This is a genomic window from Streptomyces sp. NPDC048337 (genome assembly GCF_043201175.1).
Taxonomy (GTDB): domain Bacteria; phylum Actinomycetota; class Actinomycetes; order Streptomycetales; family Streptomycetaceae; genus Streptomyces.
Genome location: NZ_JBICYR010000020.1, coordinates 72,225 through 90,893 on the forward strand (window position 1 = coordinate 72,225; position 18,669 = coordinate 90,893).

The following is an 18,669-nucleotide window of genomic DNA, read 5'->3' on the forward strand; positions in this document are numbered from 1 at the left end:
AGGTTAAGTCTTGAGGGTCTTCATCGAGGGGCTTCGCGGGTAGCGTGCGCGATCCGCATCAGGACTTTCCCTCAGCGAAAGTTCCGGAGCGGATCGGACCCAGAACTTGCCTCATAGTTAAGTTTCGCGAGTCCCCGCAACACACATGCCCGATCTGGCTCGTCCCTGCGCATCCTTCTCCCGGGTAGTCCGGAGGTTTGCGCGCCTCTCTGGCCTGCGTATTCGCCGTAGGCCTCACCCAGGCTTCTGTCTTCCCTCACGTTAAGTTTTGGGGGGAAGTGTCATGGCGGCGTTAACAGATTTGACCCTCAAGTGTGTCCGCCAGGACTGCCAGGCCACGAGAAGATGCAGGTCAGAGAGATGTGGAAGGCTCGCTCTCTTATTAAGAGACAGCAACACACGACAGCGGTCAGTCGTCGACGTCGCGCTGTGTTGCGGCTGTTCCCGATGCGGCACGTTCTCACGTCCTCAGCAGTGCCCCGGGGTGAGCAACCCTCACGCTGACGCCGTGGCTGCCCCGTTCGAACCTGCACTACCGAATGCGCGCCCCCGCGGCGCGGTCTTCAACGACTGCGATCAGTGGCCACCTGCACCAACTCTCACCTCAGCCACGCCACCATAAAAGCGACACGCTCATCGGCCACATGCTTGGTTCTCGTTCGCACCGGCCCGAATGCGCACCGCTCCGCGTGGGCCCGACACGCCCCCTGGGGCGGGGCGGGAACATGCCGAGCCGGGGGTTCGGGGGCTGCCCCCGAAGACCTCAGCCACCGATGACCTAGCGGGTGACATGCTGCACAAACCACGGAGCGCTCGCACCACGGTCTGTACGCCTGACATGGCGCGAACCCCGTTGCATCAGTCTTGTCCGTGGCTACTCCTCCAGGATCAGGCAACGCGAGCAAGAGGCGCTGATAGCCAGGCATCAGCAGGTTCAGCTCCTCCGAGGACCGGTGTGAAGACGGTCTCGAAGGGGCCGCGGGTGCGGAGCTGGTCGAGGGTGGTGACGCCAGCCCGGAGCGGTGTGGAGGCGAGTGCCGGGTCGCTGGCAGCGAGGCTGCGCAGATCGGCGATCCGGCGGCCGAGGCGGTCCTCGGAGGCTCCCGTCAGTACGAGCAGGAGCCGGGGAAAGGCCGGGTATCGGTAGCGCCAGGCCGGCAGTGCGGCCTGGCGCCGGGGGCCGCGGTTGCCCTTGGCAGTCTGAGGCTGGGGCGCGTACTCGTGGTAGGCGGCGTACGCGTGCAGCTTCTGCGCGAGGCGGGCGATCGTCATCTGGGTGCGGTCGACCTCCACGAAGAACGTGAGCAGGGTGCGCTGCTTGGCCGCGGTGTGGACGTAGCTGAGGACGGCGTCCGGGACGAGGCACAGCTCCTCCCCCGGCCGGGATTCGTCGCGGTAGTAGTGGGCGATCTCCGGCGACCAGTCCAGGGGGCCGCACTCGTGGCCGAGGCGGCGCGCGTGCTCGACGAACGCCGCTCCCGCTTCGACGACCGCGAGGGTGTGCTCCTGGAGCGGGCCCAGAGCGGCCTCCGGGTTCATCCGGTACGCGCGGGACTGGAGCAGGCCGACGGCTTCGACGGCCTGGGCCCCCTTCTCGGTCAGCCACCAGAGCAGTTCGGTCTGGCCGGTGCTGCGCCGGCCTACGGCCTCGGCGAAGCCGGCCTGGCGGAGGGTATGGAGCTGGCGGCGCAGGTACTCGGTGCGGGTGTGGTGCGGGGTGACGAGCCGGTGGAGCTGGCGGGTGGAGACCAGCCGGTGCTGGTAGAGGACCTGGGCGGCCTGCTGGGCGACCTGGCCCAGCCCGGTGGGGGTGGACTGCGGGTAGGGCATGGGTGATTCCCCTCTAGTGGATGACGCTGGTGGGGTCGCCGGCGCTCGGGCCGCCGGGGCGCCGGCCGGTGTGGCGGGCGAGGACGACGGCGTCGAGCTCTTCCAGGTCGGCGAGGATGTCGCCGAGGGGGCGGCGGTTGAGGTTGCTGTCGATCGCCTGGTCGAGGGCGGGGACGCCGGCCGGGTTGTCGTAGTGCGCGAAGACCTCGTCCACGGGCAGGCCGCGGACCCGGAAGGGCGTGGTCCGGGCGCCGTTGAGGTTCACGGACATCACGTAGTGGTATTTCGGCAGCTCGGTGATCGTCTCCGGGGACACGTGGCCGTTCCACCGTTTGGCGACGAAGGCCGCCTCGTCGTAGTCCGCGGCGCAGGTCGACAGCCAGGACTGGTTCTGCAGGAGGGCCTGGCGGGTGATGGCGGAGAGCCGGAGCACCATCTGCGTCATGCCGATGAAGCGGACCTCGTACTTGCGCAGCTGCTCGGCGATGGCGGCGAGGAACCCCTTGCTGGAGGAGTCGAGGGCGGTGAGCTCGTCACCCCAGGCCCAGAAGGTCTTCCGCTGCTCGCGCGGGGTGTCCTGCCGGGAGAGGCCGGCGCGGTGCAGGTCGTGGATGAGCAGGCAGCTGACCAGGGCGTCGCTCTCGCTGCCGGACGGGCAGACGAAGACGACCTTGCCGGTGTCCATGGCGTGCCGGACGTCGTACGCGGAGCGCGGGCTGCCGAAGAAGCCCTGGAGGCTCTGGCTGGTGTCGAGGCGGTCGATGGCGTAGGTGACGGTCGGCACCGCGTCGGGGCCCAGCTTGGGGAACGTGGTCTCCCAGTACGCGCGGACGCGGTCCGGGAGCTTGCGCAGGAGCCCCTCGCGCCAGTCCTCGTCGGTGAGCCAGGTGCGCAGCTGGAAGAGGGTGCACTGCGCCTCGGGGTGTCCGGCCTGGACGGCCTGGAGGTTGAGCAGGGCCAGCGCCTGGGAGGCGCGGGCCAGGATGGTCCGGGCGCGGGGCGCGTTGTCGCCCCAGTCCTGTGCCGCGGCGATGCCCTCGGTGACGGAGCGGACGATGTCCTGGACATCGGACAGGTTGCGGCCCTCCATCGACAGGGGGTTCCAAGAGACGACGGGTTGGTCCGGGTCGGCCTTGGCGAGGTTGATCTCCCAGAGCCGGTCGAGAATCTCCGGGTGCGCGAGGTAGGGCTTCGCGCGGGCCCAGCCCTCGCCGTGCGGGTCGAGGAACCAGCAGCCGTAGCCGGAGTGGGCCATCGCGATGCACTGGACCAGGGCTTCTTCAGTCTTGCCGTGGCCGGACTTGCCGAGCTGGAGGCCGAAGAGGAGGTCCTGGACGCGGGCGCCGGCGATCCGCTCGCGGCCGTCGGGATAGACCACGGCGCCGAGCGGAATCAGGTCGTGCTGCCCGGTGTAGACGGGGAGGTCGGCCGGGGCCGGCGGGACCAGGCCGCCGGTGCGGACGACGCTTGAGGCGGTGCACTTCACCGTGGGCGGCTTGAGCCAGCCGGCCAGCTCGGGCACCGTCAGCCACTGCCGGCGATGTGGGGCGAACTCCCCGCTCGCGAACCGGCGCTCGAACTTGCCGATCGCCCATCGTCGGGGCCGACGGGCCTTGAGGTAGTTCTCACCCGAGGTCATCGACAGCGCCGCGATCAGCTGGTGCATCCGGGCCAGGGCCAGCTGCGGGTGGGCTGCCTCGGTGCGCAGCAGGATCTGCACGGCGAACACCGCCCCGGCGGACGGTTCGAGCTTCCCGACGCCGTCGCGCAGGTCGGTCTGCCGCGGGATCCGCTCGGATCGGTTGGAAGCGCCGGCACCGCCGGACCAGGCGGAGGTCGCCGAACCCCAGAAGCCGCCTCCGCCGAAGCCTCCGGTGAGGCGCTCGCCGTACGCGGACGGGCCCCGGCGGGCGGCCCGGGCCATCAGGCGGCGTCGGCGGCGGGCCAGGCGCTGCTCGGACACGGGGACCAGGTCGAAGACCGCCTCGGCCTGCTCCCCGTCCTCAGTACGCACGGAGGCCATGGCCGCGGCCATCTGCTGGAGCGGGTCGGGGCTCAGGCCGAGGGAGGCCAGGGCCCTGTAGTCGGGCAGGCCCAGGGTGAGCTCGGCGCGCTGCACGTACCGGCGCGCGTTCGCCGGGGCGGTGGTCGCCTGCGCCGGCTTGGCGAGGGAGATGACGGCGGTCACGACGTTCCTCCCGGGCCGTTGAAGCGGACGGGTCGGATGTCGGCCTGGCCATGCTGGGTTCGGACCTCGACCTCGGCGAAGCCGGGCATGTTCAGGATCGCGGCCGCAGCGGCCGGGCCCTCGATGTAGCAGCGCATCTTGCCCTCCACCGCGGTGTACCGCAGCCGCACCGCCGATCCGCGGGCCGGGACCCCGTCGGCGGCGTAGTGCACACGCCCGAGCTGGCGGGCCCACCGGCCGACTTCCCCTTCACCGGGGTCGAACGTGCTGGTCGGGACCACCTCGACCTGGACCCGGTCGGCGAGCGCTTCCCGGACGAGCGCCGCGCGCCGGATCGTCCACCACACCCAGACCGCCGCCCCGAGAACGCCGAGGGCGACGAGGTACGGTGCGGCCGCGCTCAGGACGGCCTGGAGCTGGGCGAGAAGCTCGTCAACCGGCAGGTGCGGAAGGCTCATGTCGGCCGGACCGAGGTCGTCCGGGACGGGGCGGAGTGGTGCACGGTTCCTCCAGGGTGGTGGGAAGAAGCCCTTCACCTGGACCAAGTAAGAATTCGCGGCCGATCCAGACACCGCGCCCGAATGCTTTGCAATCCCTTGACGATTGGGGGTGCTGGTGCCTGCGGTGACTGAGTCGATCGGTGCCCGCCCCGCGGGATGTCCGGGCCGGGCACCGCCGTTTCATCAGACGACGCGCACGACCAGCAGGATCGGGCCCAACCTGTCTTGCTTGACGACCTCCACGACGCGGCCGGGCTTCGGCGCGTGCACCACGTACCCGTAGCCGATCGCCATGGCGACGTGCTCGGGGCGGGAGGCGGAGCCGACAGCGAAGAGCAGGTCGCCCGGCTGGATCGCGCTCGTGGGGACCACATGGCCGTCGTTGATCTGCGTGTAGGTGGTGCGGGTGATCTCCTTGCCGGCCACGCCGTACGCGCGCTGGGTCAGGGAGGAGCAGTCGCACCGCTCGGACGGGTTGGGGCCGTGGGGGTTCGTGCAGCTGCCGCCCCACTGGTACATGGTGCCGAGCTGGCCCAGTGCCCAGCGGATCGCGGTCTGCACCTGCATCGGCGCGTTGGCCGGGATCTGGTAGCCCTCCGGCAGCGAGCCGGCCGGGATGTTCCCGAAGTCCACGTTGCCGCCGCCCTGGCCGGCGCACCGTCCCGGGCCGAAGCCGCCGCCGAGGCTGGGCTGTCCCGGCATCGGGCCGGCGGGGGCGGCGCCGAGGGTGGGGGCGATGGCCTGCTGGAGGGCGGTCGCGAGGGGCTCGTGCTTGGCGTACGCGTCGGGGAAGCCGGACCGCTGGACCTTCTGCGCGGCCACGGTGACGGGCATCTGCTCCCAGTCCTTTATCTTCACCAACCCGTCGTAGAACTTGGTGGAGGAGTAGACGGGGTCCATGATCTGCTCGCGGGTGCCCCAGCCCTGGGAGGGCCGCTGCTGGAACAGGCCCAGGGAGTCGCGGTCGCCGTGGTCGAGGTTGATCAGGGTGGACTCCTGGAGAGCGGTGGCCAGGGCGATGACCTGGCCGCGGGCCGGCACTCGCTTCTGGATGCCGGTCGCGACGATGACCTTGGCGTTGGGGATCTGTTTCTTGGGCTCGTCGAGGCCGGGGACGTTCACGGCGCCGCTCCCGGCGAGCATCTCCTTGACCTTGCGGGCTATCTCGGCGGTGTCCGGGTCGAGGCCGGGCTGGCCGCCGGCGGGGCAGCTGGCTGCTGCCGCAGCGGCCTCGGCCTCGCTCTGGCCGAGGCCTGCCACGTGGGCTGCGACGGCGGCCAGCAGAACGAGCGCCAGGCCGAGCAGCCCGGCGACGCCGGCCAGCCACCCCTTGAACTTCTTCTTCATGAGCGGCGCTGCCGACGGCGGCGGATGTTCAACTCCCGCTCCTCGTTACGGCTCGGGGACGCGTCACTGGGCCGCCGCGGGGCCGCGGTCGGGACGCGGCGCGGGCCGGGCTGCCGTGGGGTGCCACGGTCCAGACGCTGCCGGAGCTGCTGCTGGCGCGGCGAGACAGCCGGCTGGGTCGGGACCTGGTGGCGGGGCTGGTGGCGGGTGGTGGCCTGCGTGGCCGGGGGGTTGGGCTGATTCGGCGTGGTGGTCGCCTGGCTGCCGCTGGTGCCGGGGCGCTGGTACATCGGACCGCCCGGCAGCTGGTTCGGAACGGTGACCGCCTGGCTGCTGCTGGTGGCGAGGTGGTGCGCCGGGCCGCCGGGGAGCTGGTTCGCCGGGGTGCCGGGCGGGTTGGGCGGCTGCGCGGGCGGGTTCTGCGGCGGGACGGGCGGTGTCTGCCCCGGGTTGCCGGCGTTGCCGGGCTGGGGCTGGGGCTGGGGCTGGGGCTGGGGCTGGGGCTGGGGCTGGGGCTGGCCTGCGGGCCGGGCCGGGCGGCGGCCGCGGTTGCCCCCGGACTGGATCCGGTTCATCAGGGCGACGGTGCTGACGCTGGAGCTCGTGGCGTAGCCGAGGGCGGCGATCGGATTGCCCGATGCGAGGGAGACGCCGACCATCGCGGTGCGGACCGCGCCGCGCGTGACCCTGCGCGCGATGGACTGGTTCTTCTGCACCGGGGTGGAGGACGGGGTGAAGACGGAGCCGTTGGTCCCGCCGATCCTGCCTGCGGACATCTTGGCGCGAAAGTTCGCCGCGGCCTGTTTCGACTTGACCGTGAGGGCCTTGCGCTTCTTGATCGCGCCGATGCACACGACGTCCACGGCCAGGAAACGCAGGGTCAGTTCGGTGCTCTTCTCCGTCTGTACGGGGTCCAGGACCGCCTGGATGATCAGGATGAGGACGGCGAGGCCAATGATGGAGGCGAGTAGCTGTCCGAGGGCGTGCAGGACGGATGCCCCCCAGTCCCACAGGTAGCCGCGGCCGGCTCCGGGTACGAGGCCGGCGACGAGGGCGGGTTCAGCGCGTACGGCGTCCCAGGCGATGCGGCACTGAGCGACGAGGAAGGAACCTGCGAGACCCGTGATGAGTACGGTGACGATCAGCGCGGCGACGAGCAGAAAGATTGCCCCGCCGACCTTGTCCATGGAAGCCCGCTTGGCCGCTTGAGCATCGCCTTCGACGCACTGCTTCTCAAATGCCTCCATGGGGGGGTTGCCGAAGTGGTCGATCGCCCACTGCTTGGCGATCGGCATCGTCCAGTCGGTGATTTGCGCACCCGTGGGGTCGATCCAGGCGCGGTAGCTGTTGAGCTTCTTCAGCCGCTCCATCTGCTCGTTGACTGCCCGGTCGTAGGCGAGCTGCGTGAGTTTGGTGTCGGAGTACTTCTTCGCGCAGTCACCTTTGAAGACCCGGCCGTATTGGAGCAGCATGGCCGGCTTGACGATGAAGGCGTCGGTCAGGGCGTCGGTCAGCGGGCGGGAGAGCGCTCGCTCGCTGGCGGAGTCCTCGTCGTCGGGGTCCTTCTCACGCTCGCCGGGATTCGCGTCGAGGATGATGTCGGCGACTTCGAGGGACAGGCCACGGGCAGCGGCGACGGCGCCGTCCTTCTCGCCTAGGAGCATCTGCGGGGGCGACGACAGCAGCGTGGCTGTCAGGCCGGCGATGAGGAGGGTGAGAGCGGCGTCTCCCCATCCCTTGGCCCGGTCGCCGAAGAAGATGCGAGCCACGCAGACGAGTGCGCACACCGACAGGAAGAGGCTGGGCAGTCCCATCTGCAGGATGACCTGGGTGTGCAGGGAGTTGGCGACGGACAGAACGGGCGTCAGGAGAAGCTTGGCGAGGCCGAAGCTGAGGGACCAGGCGATGAGCCAGCAGCAGAACGCGACAACCCATTTGGTGATCATGAAGCAGAGTTCGGCGATCAGGTTCTGGATACCGAGGTCCCAGTCCATCAGCCCGCCGGTGTCCGACTTGACGGTGTAGGCCGAGATCGGCATGCGATTGCGGTCGGTGACGCTGAAGACCGCGAGAACACCGCCCTCGTCGGGCAGGAGCTTGCGCAGGCGCTCCTCTTCGGTCTTGAGGTAGGCCTCCTTCATGCCGTCGGTAAGCCGCTTGTTGAGGTCGGCGATGATCTTCTCGATCTCGGCGAGCTCCTCCGGGGTGGGCGTACGCGCACCGGCTGTGGGCGGTCCCAGCGGGTTGGCCACCGGCGGGCTGGTGGGCGCCGGAGTCGCGGACGGGCTCGGCTCGGCGAGGGCCGGCAACGAGGTGAGCATGGTGAACGCGGTCGCGGCGAGCGCCGCCACGAGCAGGGCGAGGCGCAGGCGGGCTGTTCCGAGCAGCCGCAGCCGCTTGAACGGGGCGCGCAGGGTTTTCATGCCGCCACCTGCTGGCTGGTCGGGGTGGTGTGGATGACGCGCTCGATCGCCCGGTCCCGGGGGATGAGGACCCGCATCAGGCCGATGCGGCCGGCCAGGTCGCGGTAGAGGCACTCCCCCGCCCGGGCCCGGCGCTGGTCCTCGGGCAGGCCGAGCGGTGAGAGGCCGCCGGTCACCAGGTCCAGGAGGTCACTGTCGGTGGAGTCCACGCCGAGGAATTCGAGGCTGCGCGCGGCAAGGGGGCGGCTGGTCTGCCGGAAGACAAACCGGTGCGGGATGAGGCCGCGGACGATCATTCCCTTCTCACTGTCGGCAGGCCCGATGTCGTCGGCGTCGTGGCTGCCGATGTACGCGGCCGCGTTGCGCTTGCGGCCGTCGCGCAGCAGCTCCAGGAGCAACTCCAGGCCCTCGTCGCTGGAGGTGAGCCACCAGCACTCGTCGAAGACCGTGACCGCGAACTCGTCCCGCGAGCGCATCGCGGTCTCGCGCGAGACGGCGGCGATCAGGTACATCAGGGCCCGACCCAGGACCTTCTCGAACTCCAGGCGCTGGATCCGGTGCTCGCTCGCGAGCTCGGACTTCTTCGGCAGGGCGAGCGAGGACACCAGGAAGACGACGGAGTCCGCGCGGTGGGTGTCGACGACCGGCAGCGTCTCGTCGAACACGACCCTCGCCAGGTCCTTGCGGGCGACCGAGGCGAGCTTGCGGGCCAGGCCGTGAGCGGCCGCGTCCCCGGCGCCACGTGCGGTGAGCTCGTCCATCAGGGCGCGCATCGACGGCTCAGGCCGGGCCAGGACGGCCTGCACGGCCTCGGACAGGGCGACGCCTTCGAGGTCCATCGGCCGGACCCCGAGCAGCAGGGTGAGGAAGGACTCGGTGAAGCGGGCTGCGACCTCGGGGCTGCTCTCCCTGTAGAGGCGCAGCGGGTCGAGGGAGACCTCGGCGGTGTGGTCGATGCGGATCAGCTGCGTGGTGCCAGGGCAGGCCTGCGCGAACCGCGCCCATTCCTGGTCGGTGGTGCGGTCGACGATCACGGCACGGCCGCGGCTGCCGGGCCGGCCGAGCTGGTGGCCTCGGGCCAGGACGTTGTAGACGGCTCCCTTCATGCCGACGGACTTGCCGGCGCCGAGCTCGCCGAGCCACGCCATAGACGCACTCGCGTTCTCGCGGGGGCCGCGGGCGGGGTCGATCAGGACGGGGCGGGCGCCGCCGGAAGCTACCTGGAGGCCGTAGAGGCCGCCGCGCTCGTCGCCGAGCTGGGAGCCGCACCAGGGCATGGCCATCGCGAAGTCCCGTGCGAGGAGGATCTGCGCGTAGCCGGCCATGACGCGGGGGGTGCGGAAGCCGGGCAGCATCGCCTGCCACAGGCTGGCCTGTTCGCCGGCGGGCCGGGAGAAGGTGTAGTCGGTGGACCCGAAGTCGGAAGCGAGAGCTGCGGCCCGGTCCATGGCGTCGTCGGGGCTGTTGCCCCAGACGGCCAGGGTGACCATGGCGCGGATCTCCACCTCGCGCCGGTTCGCGGTGAGCCTCTCGTGGTACTCCTCGTTGTCGGCCTGGTTGCGGGCGACCGCGGCCGGCGGGCCGGCCGGGTCGCCCTCGTACTCGGCGGCCTGCGCCTTGAGGTGACGGGCGCGCTTGCGGACCTTCGGCTCGGCCTTCGAGCCGGGGACGATGACCAGACGCGCGGTCCAGTCGACGGGGTAGGCCAGGTCGTCGAGCTGCTGAAGGTAGGCCGCGCCCGGGAGGGCGAACGCCTCGGGCATCTCACTCAACGCCAGGAGCGCCTGGTAGGAGTCACCCCACTCGCTGGAGACCTGGAGGAAGCGACGCGTGAACGGGTTGGCCGGCAGCGCGGGGCCCGTGTTGAAGTCGGCACCGCCCTCGCCGACGAGGATCTCCCCCAGCGCCGCGACGTTCCGGCCCCGGCCGCGGACCGGGGTCTCGGTGCCATCCGGGAGGAACGGTTCGGCGAGCCCGCGCCGCGCGGAGTGGCCGTAGATCCACAGGATCTCCGCCTCGGACGCCGGCCGCATCGAGACGCCGGTCGGCCACTGGGCCTGGATCCGCTGAGCCTGCTCCAGGCGCCGCTGCACCTCCGCGTCGGTGACGAGCGCGGGCATCAGGCCCAGCTGCAGGGAGACCTCCGCCCGCGCCGCCCGGAACGCAGACATCACCGCGTCCTTCTGCGACAGCGGAGGCAGCGGGAGCGCGAGCCAGTCGGTGCGGCCCGTCAGCTCCATCGTCTCCAGCTGGTCCAGGACCGCGTGCCCCAGGCTCTCGTAACGGGGCGCGCGCTCCAGGTCGATGTCGTCGACCATGGCGCGCACCACCGCGGTCGGGTCGATCTGCGGGCACAGCGACAGCAGCATCGGCTCGCCAGTCATCGCCTTGAACAGGCCCTCCAGAGCCTTGAGACGGCGGCGCTTCACGGCGGCCGGGGCGTGGGAGTAGTTGGTCGCAGCAACGCGCCACACCGCCCAGACGGTGCCGTGGGTGGTGAAGATCAGGTTCTGCTGGACGTGCCGGATCGGCAGGCGCATCGTCAGTTCTCCAGTCAGGTACGAGGGGTGGAGGCGCGTCGGGCGAGCAGGGCCTGCACGCCCGAGGCCACCGGCGCGGCGGGCGCCGAAGGCCCTGCGGGTGCCGGTGATACGGCGGCGGGTACCGCGGGCCGGGGCCGGGCCAGCTGCGGCCGGCGCTCCAGGGCGGGGGCCTCAGTGATCGCCCGGGCAGTTGCGTCGGCGGCCTGTTCGTCGGCGGGCAGGTGGATGCGGGTGTCGCCGCGGGTGGGGCGGGCCGGCCGGTAGGCGCGGCCGCGGAGCTGGCCGCGCCGGGGCGCGGCCAGCATCAGGGCGATGCTCAGCAGGGCGGCCGCGGGGTTGCGGCCGTCGATGTGGAGGTGGCGCAGCACGAAGGCGACCACGGCGGGCAGGACCAGGAGGGCTGCGGCGTCGAGCCAGCCGTGGCCGCCCCACACCGGGCGGGTCAGGATCAGGGCGGCGACGGTGGCGACGATCCCGGCGAGCTGGGTCAGGGTGTAGGGGCCGCCGGGCAGCCGGATTCCCCGGCCGCCGTTGACGTCCCGGATCACCCCGTGGACGAGCGGAGCGCGCCGGGCCTTGGTGTAGCAGCGGCCGATGAGCTCGAAGTCCAGCTCTCCCCCACCCGTTCCGGTGGCGGCCTCGTTCACTGGTCGGTCCGTGCGGCGTTCGGGCCGGACTGGTACTGGACGATGTCCTCGGTCGTCTTGTTCTTGAGAGCGCCCATGTTGGCGGACAGGCCCCAGACGATCGCCGCGAAGATGACGGCCATGATCGTCGGGCCGGGCGCCTTCGTCTTCCAGCCGACGACCACGACGAAGATCCCGCACAGGGCCGGGATGGCGACGTCGAAGATCAGGGCCTTGATGTCGGTGCCGATCCCCGTGCCGGTCTGGATCCAGCCCGCGGCCAGCGTGACGGTCTCGTGCATGACAGTGCTCCTTCTTCTATGCGGTGGGGGTGGGTACCGGACCGGGGGCGCCGGAGGCAGCCGGGGCCGGAGTCTGTGAGGTGAGGGCCGGGGCGCCGTCGAGGCTGGCGATCTCCCAGCGGCCGGCGCGGGCCTTGAGGGTGAGGGCGTAGGTGAGCGGCAGGCGCACCCCGTCCTGACCGGTCGCCCGCAGGGTGACCAGCAGCCGCAGGGCGGTGCCGTCGCCGGGGACGGAGACGACCGGTTCGCCGCCGGTCTCGCCCTCGACCGCGAGCTGGTCGACCGCAACGCCGGAGTACGGGGCCGGGGACGGAGCCGTCAGGCGGGTGCCGGGGGCGAGGTAGCGGTCGAGCTCGGCGCCGCCCTTGGTGAGGTAGGCGGTCAGGAAGCTCGTGACGGCCTGAGTGCGCGGGTCGGTGGGCAGGGCCGGGCGCATCGCGCCGTAGACCAGCTCCGGGCCCTTGGCCCGCTCGGGGGCGGCGACCTCGGCCGGCAGCGCGAGCGCCGTGTACGCGGTCGCTCCCCCGGCGCCGGGCGCGGTGGCCACGGGCACCTGGAAGTAGCGCACCGCATCGGCCGCGGCCGCCGGACTCGGCGAGGCGCCCGGCTGCGTGGACGGGGTGGCCGTCGGCTGCGCGCCGGTGACGCGGGCCGCGACCGTGACCGACCAGACCGCGTTGTCGGTCTGGCGGAGCCGGACGACGGTCAGCTGCTCGCCCCGGTGCTGGCCGGAGGCGCCGTCGAGCTGCATGCTGGCGGCCGGCGGATAGTAGGCGGCGAGCTTGGGCTCATCGCCGCGCCCGGCGGACAGGTAGGCGGCGACGAAGAGGGTCGCGAACCCGGATGCGCCCTGTCCGCCGCTCGCGGCCGGTGCGGATGGCGCGGTCTTCGGCGCCGGGGACGCGGACGTGGCCGGGACGGAGAGGTAGGCGAGCGTGCCCATGAGCGGCCCGAGTGCGATCAGGCCCCAGACGAGCCAGCGCATCAGGGCCGCCGAGTTGGCCTGTGCTCCGGTCGACCAGCCGGCGACCCAACCGGCGTCCGGCTCGGTGCCGGTCTCCTGGACAGTCGGCGGCTGCGGGTCGGCCGGGGCGGCCTGATTGCGGCGGCCGGTGAGGACGGGGCTCATGCCGTGCCTCCGGCCGAGCGCAGGGTGTGGCCGGCCAGCTCCGTGATCCGGCGCCGGAGTTCCGCTTCGGGCCGCCGGCTCAGTGCGGCGAGCGAGGCGAGGACGGGTTCGGCGTCCTCGTCGAGGAAGGCGCGGAGCTTCTCGTGGGTGCCGGTGTCGAAGGGGTGGGCGACGAGGGCGGCGCCGAGGTGGATGAGCAGACGCTGGGCGCGGGTGACGCGCTCCTCGTCGGCGTCCAGCGACGTCGCGGCGGCGGATGTGGTCAAGGCGCATCTCCAAGGGGGGGGGAGCGGACGGTGGCAGGGGCGGTGGTCCGGTTCATGCCGCGGCCTCGGGCTGGAGGGATGCTGTGAGGCGGGCCAGGGCCCGCGAGCGCCGGCGCTGCCAGGCGCCGGCCGTGGTCCCGGCGCGGGCGGCGGCCTCGGCGTCCGGGAGGCCGCCGCTGACGTGGTGCCAGGCCAAGGCCTGCGCGTCCGCGGTCGACAGGGCGCCGTCGCGCACCGCGTCCAGGAGGAGCTCCAGGAGCTCCAGCCGGGCCGGGGCGGTCGCGGCGTCCTCGGGCGGGCCCGCGTGGAGGCCGGCTTCGGCGGCGGCCGCGCGGAGGCTGCGGGCGCGGGCAATGTCGTACGGGCCCGGCGTCGGGTCGGCGATCTTCTCGGCGGCCGCGAGGTCCTCCCCCGCCGGCTCCTGCTCGGCGGCGAGCTCGGCCAGGACCCGGCGCAGGGTGTCGAGGGTGAGGTTGGCGGCGGGCCGGCCGGGGCGGAGGTGGATGCGGCCGGAGCGGGCGACTTCGTAGAGGGCGGCCACGGTCACGTGACCGACCGCGTCGCGGGTGCGGCCACCGGTCATGCGGACCTGCCCGCGGGTGATGCGGAAGACGGCGGGGAGCATCGCCTGGACGATGACGCGGCCCGCGAGGACGGCGGATCGGTCACGGCCGGCGGCTCGCTCCAGGAGGGCGCGCAGGACGGCATCGGTCAGCGAATCGGTCACGCCGTCCGTCGCCGGGCGGAACGCGGCGAGGAGCTGCTCGGGCGTCCAGGCGCCGGCCCAGGAATCGGTCACGGCCGCGACCTCGTCGGTCAGTCGGCCATCGGTCACCCAGTCGGTCACCGCCTGGCGCAGGGCCGGGTCCGCGCACAGCGCGGCCCAGTCGGCGTCCAGCCGGTCGAAGTACCCGCCGCCGGCGGCGGGGTGCGAAGCGTCGTGCACGGCACGTCTCCTTTCGGATCTCGTGCCGTACACACTCCTCAGACCGGCTTGCCCGAAGGCTTGCCCGCAGCCCTAAAAGCGCAGATGGGAGGCTTGCCCTGTGGCTGGGCAAGCCTCCCGTGACCGATTGGGCAAGCCTGGTGGGGGGTTGGGCAAGCCTCCTCGTGACCGGTCCATGCAACTGTGGGCAAGCCTGGCTGGGGGGTGGGCAAGCCTCGGGATTCCCGGGTGAAGGCTTGCCCAGGGGGCGGGTGGGAGGACGCTGCGGAGGGGTGACCGATGGCCGCGGATCGGTCATGACCGGTGACCGATGGGGCCTCGATCGGTCACCGGTCACCGGGCCCGGAATCGGTCACGAGCGGGCCCGGTGACCGGTCACGGGCCCGGTCGTGGGCGGGTTCGTCCATCGGTCATGGCACCGGCTGCGCGATCGGTCACGCACCGGATCGGTAACGGCGGGACGACTACGCGGGGCGGCCGGGATCGGGAGCCGGTGACCGGTCACCGTGCCCGAAGCGGAATCGGTCAGCTGCTGCCGACGGAGCGGAGGTGCGCCCGGCCCTGCTGCCGGCGCTGCTCCTCCAGGTGCTGCTTCGCTTCAAGTACGCGGCGCTGGCCGGTCTTCGGCGAGACCTCCAGGCGCCGGGCGACCTCGGCCCCCGACAGCTTCTTCCCGGCCTCTTCGGCCTCCGTCAGCCAGGAGGCCACGAGCTCGACGTCGCGCTGGATCGGGTCTGTCTCGGCCGGCACCTCATCGGCCTGCTGGCGTGGCACCCGGGCGGTCGCCTCAGCCGACACGGCCACCTCGGCGACCCAGTCCCGGCCCTCCGCCTCGGTCGGCGCCGAGAGGACGGGCTGCTCGAAGGAACGGCCTGCGGGTACGGCCGGGCCCGCGTCGGTCACCGACGCCGTCGGCGCGGGGACCGCTCCGGCGGGCAGTTGTACCTGCTCGGCCGACGGGTGTGACAGGCCGTGGACACTGCTCGGCTCTCCGAAGAAGGGGTGCGGATCCCCCGCACCGGGCTGCTCCTCGTACGCCGGAGCCGAAGCCGCCGGCGCGTCGGCCACAGGCTCCGCGACCGCCGGCACGGGAGCCGGGAGGACCGCCGATTCGGCATCTGCCGCCCGTAGCTCAGCGAGCACCGGCTCCAGCAGGGCATCGGGCAGAAGGCCACCGGTGTCCTGGTCGGTCAGGCCGTAGTCCCGCGCGAGGAACGCCGCGAACTGCTCTGCGGACGGGACCACGCCGTACTGCCCCATGAAGTCCCGCCCCGCCAGCGTCAGGTCGACGAGGACGGGTTCGGGTACCGCATCCCAGGCTTCGGGAGCGGGGTCCGCGGCGCGGGTCGGAGATTCCGCTTCCGGGACGGGGACCTCCTCAACGGGCGGCTGGTCGGCCGGAGGCAGCTCGGGCACATCTGCCGCTGCCGTCAACTCCGGCTCCTCCGCAGGCACCGGCACCGGCGCGGGCTCGGGGCGCGACAGCAGGACCGGGCTCAGGCCGGCTGCGGTCAGGCCGGCGGAAGAGGTCTGCGCGAGCGGGACGCCGATGCGGGCCAGCCGCAGCGGCATCAGCGCCTCCACCGGGGCCTTGCGGCGCCAGGCACGGCCGTAGCGGGCCTGGAGCCGGGCCTGGTAGATCAGCCGGTCCTGCTCCATGGCGACGGCCTGCTCGTATGACCGCAGCTCCCAGAGCTTCATCCGGCGCCACAGCTTGAACGTGGGGACCGGCGAGAGCAGCCAGCGGGTGATGCGGACGCCCTCCATGTGCCGGTCGGCGGTGATATCCGCGATCCGGCCGACCGCGTGCCGGGCCGCCTCCACCGTGACCACGAAGAGCACGGGGATGACTGCGTGCATGCCGACGCCGAGCGGGTCCGGCCAGGCGGCCGCGCCGTTGAACGCGATCGTCGCGGTGGTGAGCAGCCACGCGGTCTGACGCAGGAGGGGGAACGGGATGCGGATCCAGGTGAGCAGGAGGTCGAGCGCCAGGAGGACGCAGATGCCGGCGTCGATGCCGATCGGGAACACCAGGGAGAAGTCGCCGAAGCCCTTCTTCAGAGCGAGCTCGCGCACAGCGGCGTACGAGCCGGCGAAACCGATGCCGGCAATGACGACGGCGCCCGCGACCACCACACCGATCAGAATCCGGTGCGTTCTCGTCAGCTGCAGTTGAGCCACGTGCTCTCTTCCCATCTCCGACCGGTCCAGTTGATCAGCCTGTCACCAGGCGGTGGCTGCTGTCAGCTGTCTTCCGTCGAGCTCCGTCGCGAATGCGACAACTCGTCAGCGAGTGGCGAGGTTGAACCAGCAGTCTAGGTCAGTAAGGTATCCGTATGACCGCTACAAACGACCCGCCGGGCAGGGAGAAGGTAGCCATCAAGCTGCCGCCCCAGTTGCGGCAGAAGATCAAGGTCCGCTCCGCCCAACTCGGCCTGGTCATGCAGGACGCCGTCGCCGAGGCCATCGAGGCATGGATGGCAGACGGTGCAGAGCACCCACCCGCCGACACGAGTGGAGCCGCGAACTTCACGACACACCTGCCGCGAGGCATGAACACGGCCTTCCGGAAGGTGGCCAAGAGTCGCAAGGTGGCGCTCAACCAGGCTTTGGCGCAGGCCCTCACTGAGTGGCTGCGGGACCGGCCTGCCTCCCACAAGCAGCGTGAGGCCTCAGGCCCGGTGAGGTACGTCGTCTGCAATCAGAAGGGTGGGGTTGGGAAGACGGCCGTCTCCGCCGGCATCGCCGAAGGACTTGCCGAGCGTGGTGCTCGCGTGCTGCTCGTCGACTTCGACCCGCAGTGCCACCTCACCGCGCAGCTCGGCCACAAACCCCTCGGCATCGACGACCCGAGCTTGGCCAAGCGCATGCTCGGCGAAGAGAAGAAGGTCGAACTTCGCAGCCTCGTTGTCACGGTGGAATCCGACCAGCTCTTCGGCGACCGCCTCCACCTGCTGCCCGGCAGTAACTACGCGTTCCTGCTGGACGCCAAGCTCGCCACCGCCCCCGGCCTGCGAATCCGGGAAGCCGCACTGGAGCGAGAACTTCTGGCGCTGGAGGAGGACTACGACTACATCCTCGTGGACTGCCCTCCCAGCCTGGGCTACACGATGGACAACGCCCTCTACTACGGCCGCACCCGCGACGGCGAAGAGACGGACTCCTCGGGCATCGTCATCATCGTCCAGGCAGAGGACTCCTCCGCGGATGCCTACGAACTCCTCATGAACCAGATCTCCTCCCTTTCCGGCGACATGAACCTCCCGCTCGCACTCCTGGGCATCGTCGTCAACCTGTACGACAGCCGCCGCGGATTCATCGCCACGTCCTCGCTTCAGGGCTGGCGAGACCTCGGAACTCCCCCGGTGATCGGCGTCATTCCGGACTTGAAGGAGCAACGGGAAGCGGTCCGTCTCAAGCAGCCCCTGCTGGAGTACGCCCCCGAATCCGAGCAGGCCAGCTGCATGCGCGAGCTCACCAGGAGGCTCGTCGGATGAGCAAGGCAGACAAGCTCGGCGGCGGGACGTCCTTCCAGAGGGCATCCGCCATCCAAGTCGGCCCCGCCCTGAGCGACCGCGGACGCGCCAAGGCCGTGGCAGAGGGGCGCATTCCCTCGTACGCCATCGTCAAGATCCCGCTCGCGCAGGTCTCCTCCACGCCCCTCAACCCGCGTCGGAACTTCGGAAGCGCGGAAGAGCAAGCACGCTTCGGCGAGGAACTCCGCCAGGCACAGCTCGCAGCCTGTGTCGTCGTGACCCGGGCCGCGTACCTGTCCCTTTGGCCCGACCATGCAGCGCAGATCGGCGACGCCGAGTACGTACTCGTCAATGGTGAGCGTCGCTTCCGCAGCGCCAAGCGTGCCGAGCTGCTCACCCTGGACTTCGTCATCCGGAACGAGTTCGCCGACAGCCGGGAAGAGTTCCTCAACCGGCTGCTCAAGGAAAACCTGGACCGCGCCGACTTCGACCCCGTGGAGCGCGCCACCGGTGTCCAGCAGCTGGTTGACGTGTGCGCCGAGAAGAGCGGCGGGCACGGTGCCCAGGCCCGAGCAGCGGAACAGCTCGGGAAGTCGAGAGCGTGGATCACCAACCAGCTCGGCCTGCTCGCGCTGCCGGCGGAGGTCCGTGCATCCGTCAGCAGCGGGGAGATCTCGGGCAGGGACGCGGTCTGGATGTCTCGGCGTCTCAAGGACTCCCCCACCGCTCTTTCCGCTGAAGAGCTCTTCCAGCTCCTCGCAGCCCACAAGGCTCAGGAAGCCGAAGCCAAGGCGCAGAAGAAGGCGATCTTGGAGTCAGCCGCCGCCACCGGGTTGTTGACCGCGGTCAACAACCTGTCGGGTCGGGACGTGGAGTCGACTCCGCGATCCGAGGCTCGGCCAGGTTCCCAGTCCGATGGTGCGGAAGTGTTGACCGCGGTTAACAACTCCGTGCCGGCAGGACGCACCGCAGCCCCGCCCGAACAGCCCAGCGAAGTGTTGACCGCGGTCAACAACCTGTCGGGTCGGGACGTGGAGTCGACTCCGCGATCCGAGGCTCGGCCAGGTTCCCAGTCCGATGGTGCGGAAGTGTT

14 protein-coding genes are annotated in these 18,669 nt (G+C 71.3%); 2 read left to right on the forward strand and 12 right to left on the reverse strand.

Going from position 1 to position 18,669, the window contains the following annotated elements; all coding sequences use genetic code 11:
- Positions 1-888: 888 nt before the first annotated feature.
- The 12 genes from ACGFYU_RS27930 to ACGFYU_RS27985 form a co-directional block, all read right to left on the reverse strand.
- Entirely contained in the window at positions 889-1,830 is a 942-nt protein-coding gene (locus ACGFYU_RS27930) for a replication-relaxation family protein (RefSeq protein WP_393830059.1), read from the reverse strand.
- 13 nt (positions 1,831-1,843) lie between these two features.
- A complete protein-coding gene (locus tag ACGFYU_RS27935) occupies positions 1,844-4,018 on the reverse strand; it encodes an ATP/GTP-binding protein (RefSeq protein ID WP_393830060.1) in 2,175 nt (724 codons plus the stop codon).
- Positions 4,015-4,476, reverse strand: coding sequence for a hypothetical protein (locus tag ACGFYU_RS27940; RefSeq protein WP_393830061.1), 462 nt, complete (start codon positions 4,474-4,476; stop codon positions 4,015-4,017). Before ACGFYU_RS27940 ends, ACGFYU_RS27935 begins: the two co-directional genes overlap by 4 nt.
- 225 nt (positions 4,477-4,701) lie before the next feature.
- Positions 4,702-5,865: a C40 family peptidase gene (locus ACGFYU_RS27945; RefSeq protein WP_393830062.1), complete on the reverse strand. Its 1,164-nt coding sequence runs from the start codon at positions 5,863-5,865 to the stop codon at positions 4,702-4,704.
- Positions 5,862-8,288, reverse strand: coding sequence for a hypothetical protein (locus ACGFYU_RS27950; protein ID WP_393830063.1), 2,427 nt, complete (start codon positions 8,286-8,288; stop codon positions 5,862-5,864). Before ACGFYU_RS27950 ends, ACGFYU_RS27945 begins: the two co-directional genes overlap by 4 nt.
- A complete protein-coding gene (locus ACGFYU_RS27955; protein ID WP_393830064.1) occupies positions 8,285-10,828 on the reverse strand; it encodes an ATP-binding protein in 2,544 nt (847 codons plus the stop codon). The genes ACGFYU_RS27950 and ACGFYU_RS27955 overlap by 4 nt, the downstream gene beginning before the upstream one ends.
- Before the next feature lie 14 nt (positions 10,829-10,842).
- Positions 10,843-11,478 (reverse strand): hypothetical protein, encoded by a 636-nt coding sequence (locus ACGFYU_RS27960; RefSeq protein WP_393830065.1) that lies wholly within the window; start codon positions 11,476-11,478, stop codon positions 10,843-10,845.
- Complete coding sequence (locus tag ACGFYU_RS27965) at positions 11,475-11,759, reverse strand: hypothetical protein (protein WP_365195546.1); 285 nt, start codon at positions 11,757-11,759, stop codon at positions 11,475-11,477. The genes ACGFYU_RS27960 and ACGFYU_RS27965 overlap by 4 nt, the downstream gene beginning before the upstream one ends.
- A 16-nt stretch (positions 11,760-11,775) precedes the next feature.
- Positions 11,776-12,888 (reverse strand): conjugal transfer protein, encoded by a 1,113-nt coding sequence (locus tag ACGFYU_RS27970; protein WP_393830066.1) that lies wholly within the window; start codon positions 12,886-12,888, stop codon positions 11,776-11,778.
- Positions 12,885-13,154 carry a hypothetical protein gene (locus ACGFYU_RS27975; protein WP_393830067.1) on the reverse strand — a complete coding sequence of 90 codons (270 nt, stop codon included), beginning with the start codon at positions 13,152-13,154 and terminating at the stop codon, positions 12,885-12,887. Before ACGFYU_RS27975 ends, ACGFYU_RS27970 begins: the two co-directional genes overlap by 4 nt.
- A gap of 52 nt (positions 13,155-13,206) precedes the next feature.
- On the reverse strand, positions 13,207-14,100 hold the full coding sequence (locus ACGFYU_RS27980) for a hypothetical protein (RefSeq protein ID WP_393830068.1): 894 nt from the start codon (positions 14,098-14,100) through the stop codon (positions 13,207-13,209).
- A 525-nt stretch (positions 14,101-14,625) separates the two neighbouring features.
- Positions 14,626-16,281, reverse strand: coding sequence for a DUF2637 domain-containing protein (locus ACGFYU_RS27985; RefSeq protein ID WP_393830069.1), 1,656 nt, complete (start codon positions 16,279-16,281; stop codon positions 14,626-14,628).
- A gap of 155 nt (positions 16,282-16,436) precedes the next feature.
- On the opposite strand from ACGFYU_RS27985, the gene ACGFYU_RS27990 reads away from it, so the two are divergent.
- Together ACGFYU_RS27990 and ACGFYU_RS27995 are read left to right on the forward strand one after the other, a co-directional pair.
- Positions 16,437-17,597 (forward strand): ParA family protein, encoded by a 1,161-nt coding sequence (locus ACGFYU_RS27990; protein ID WP_393830070.1) that lies wholly within the window; start codon positions 16,437-16,439, stop codon positions 17,595-17,597.
- Positions 17,594-18,669 (forward strand): ParB/RepB/Spo0J family partition protein (locus tag ACGFYU_RS27995; RefSeq protein ID WP_393830071.1); only part of this gene is annotated, 1,076 nt, incomplete at its 3' end. The genes ACGFYU_RS27990 and ACGFYU_RS27995, both read left to right, overlap by 4 nt.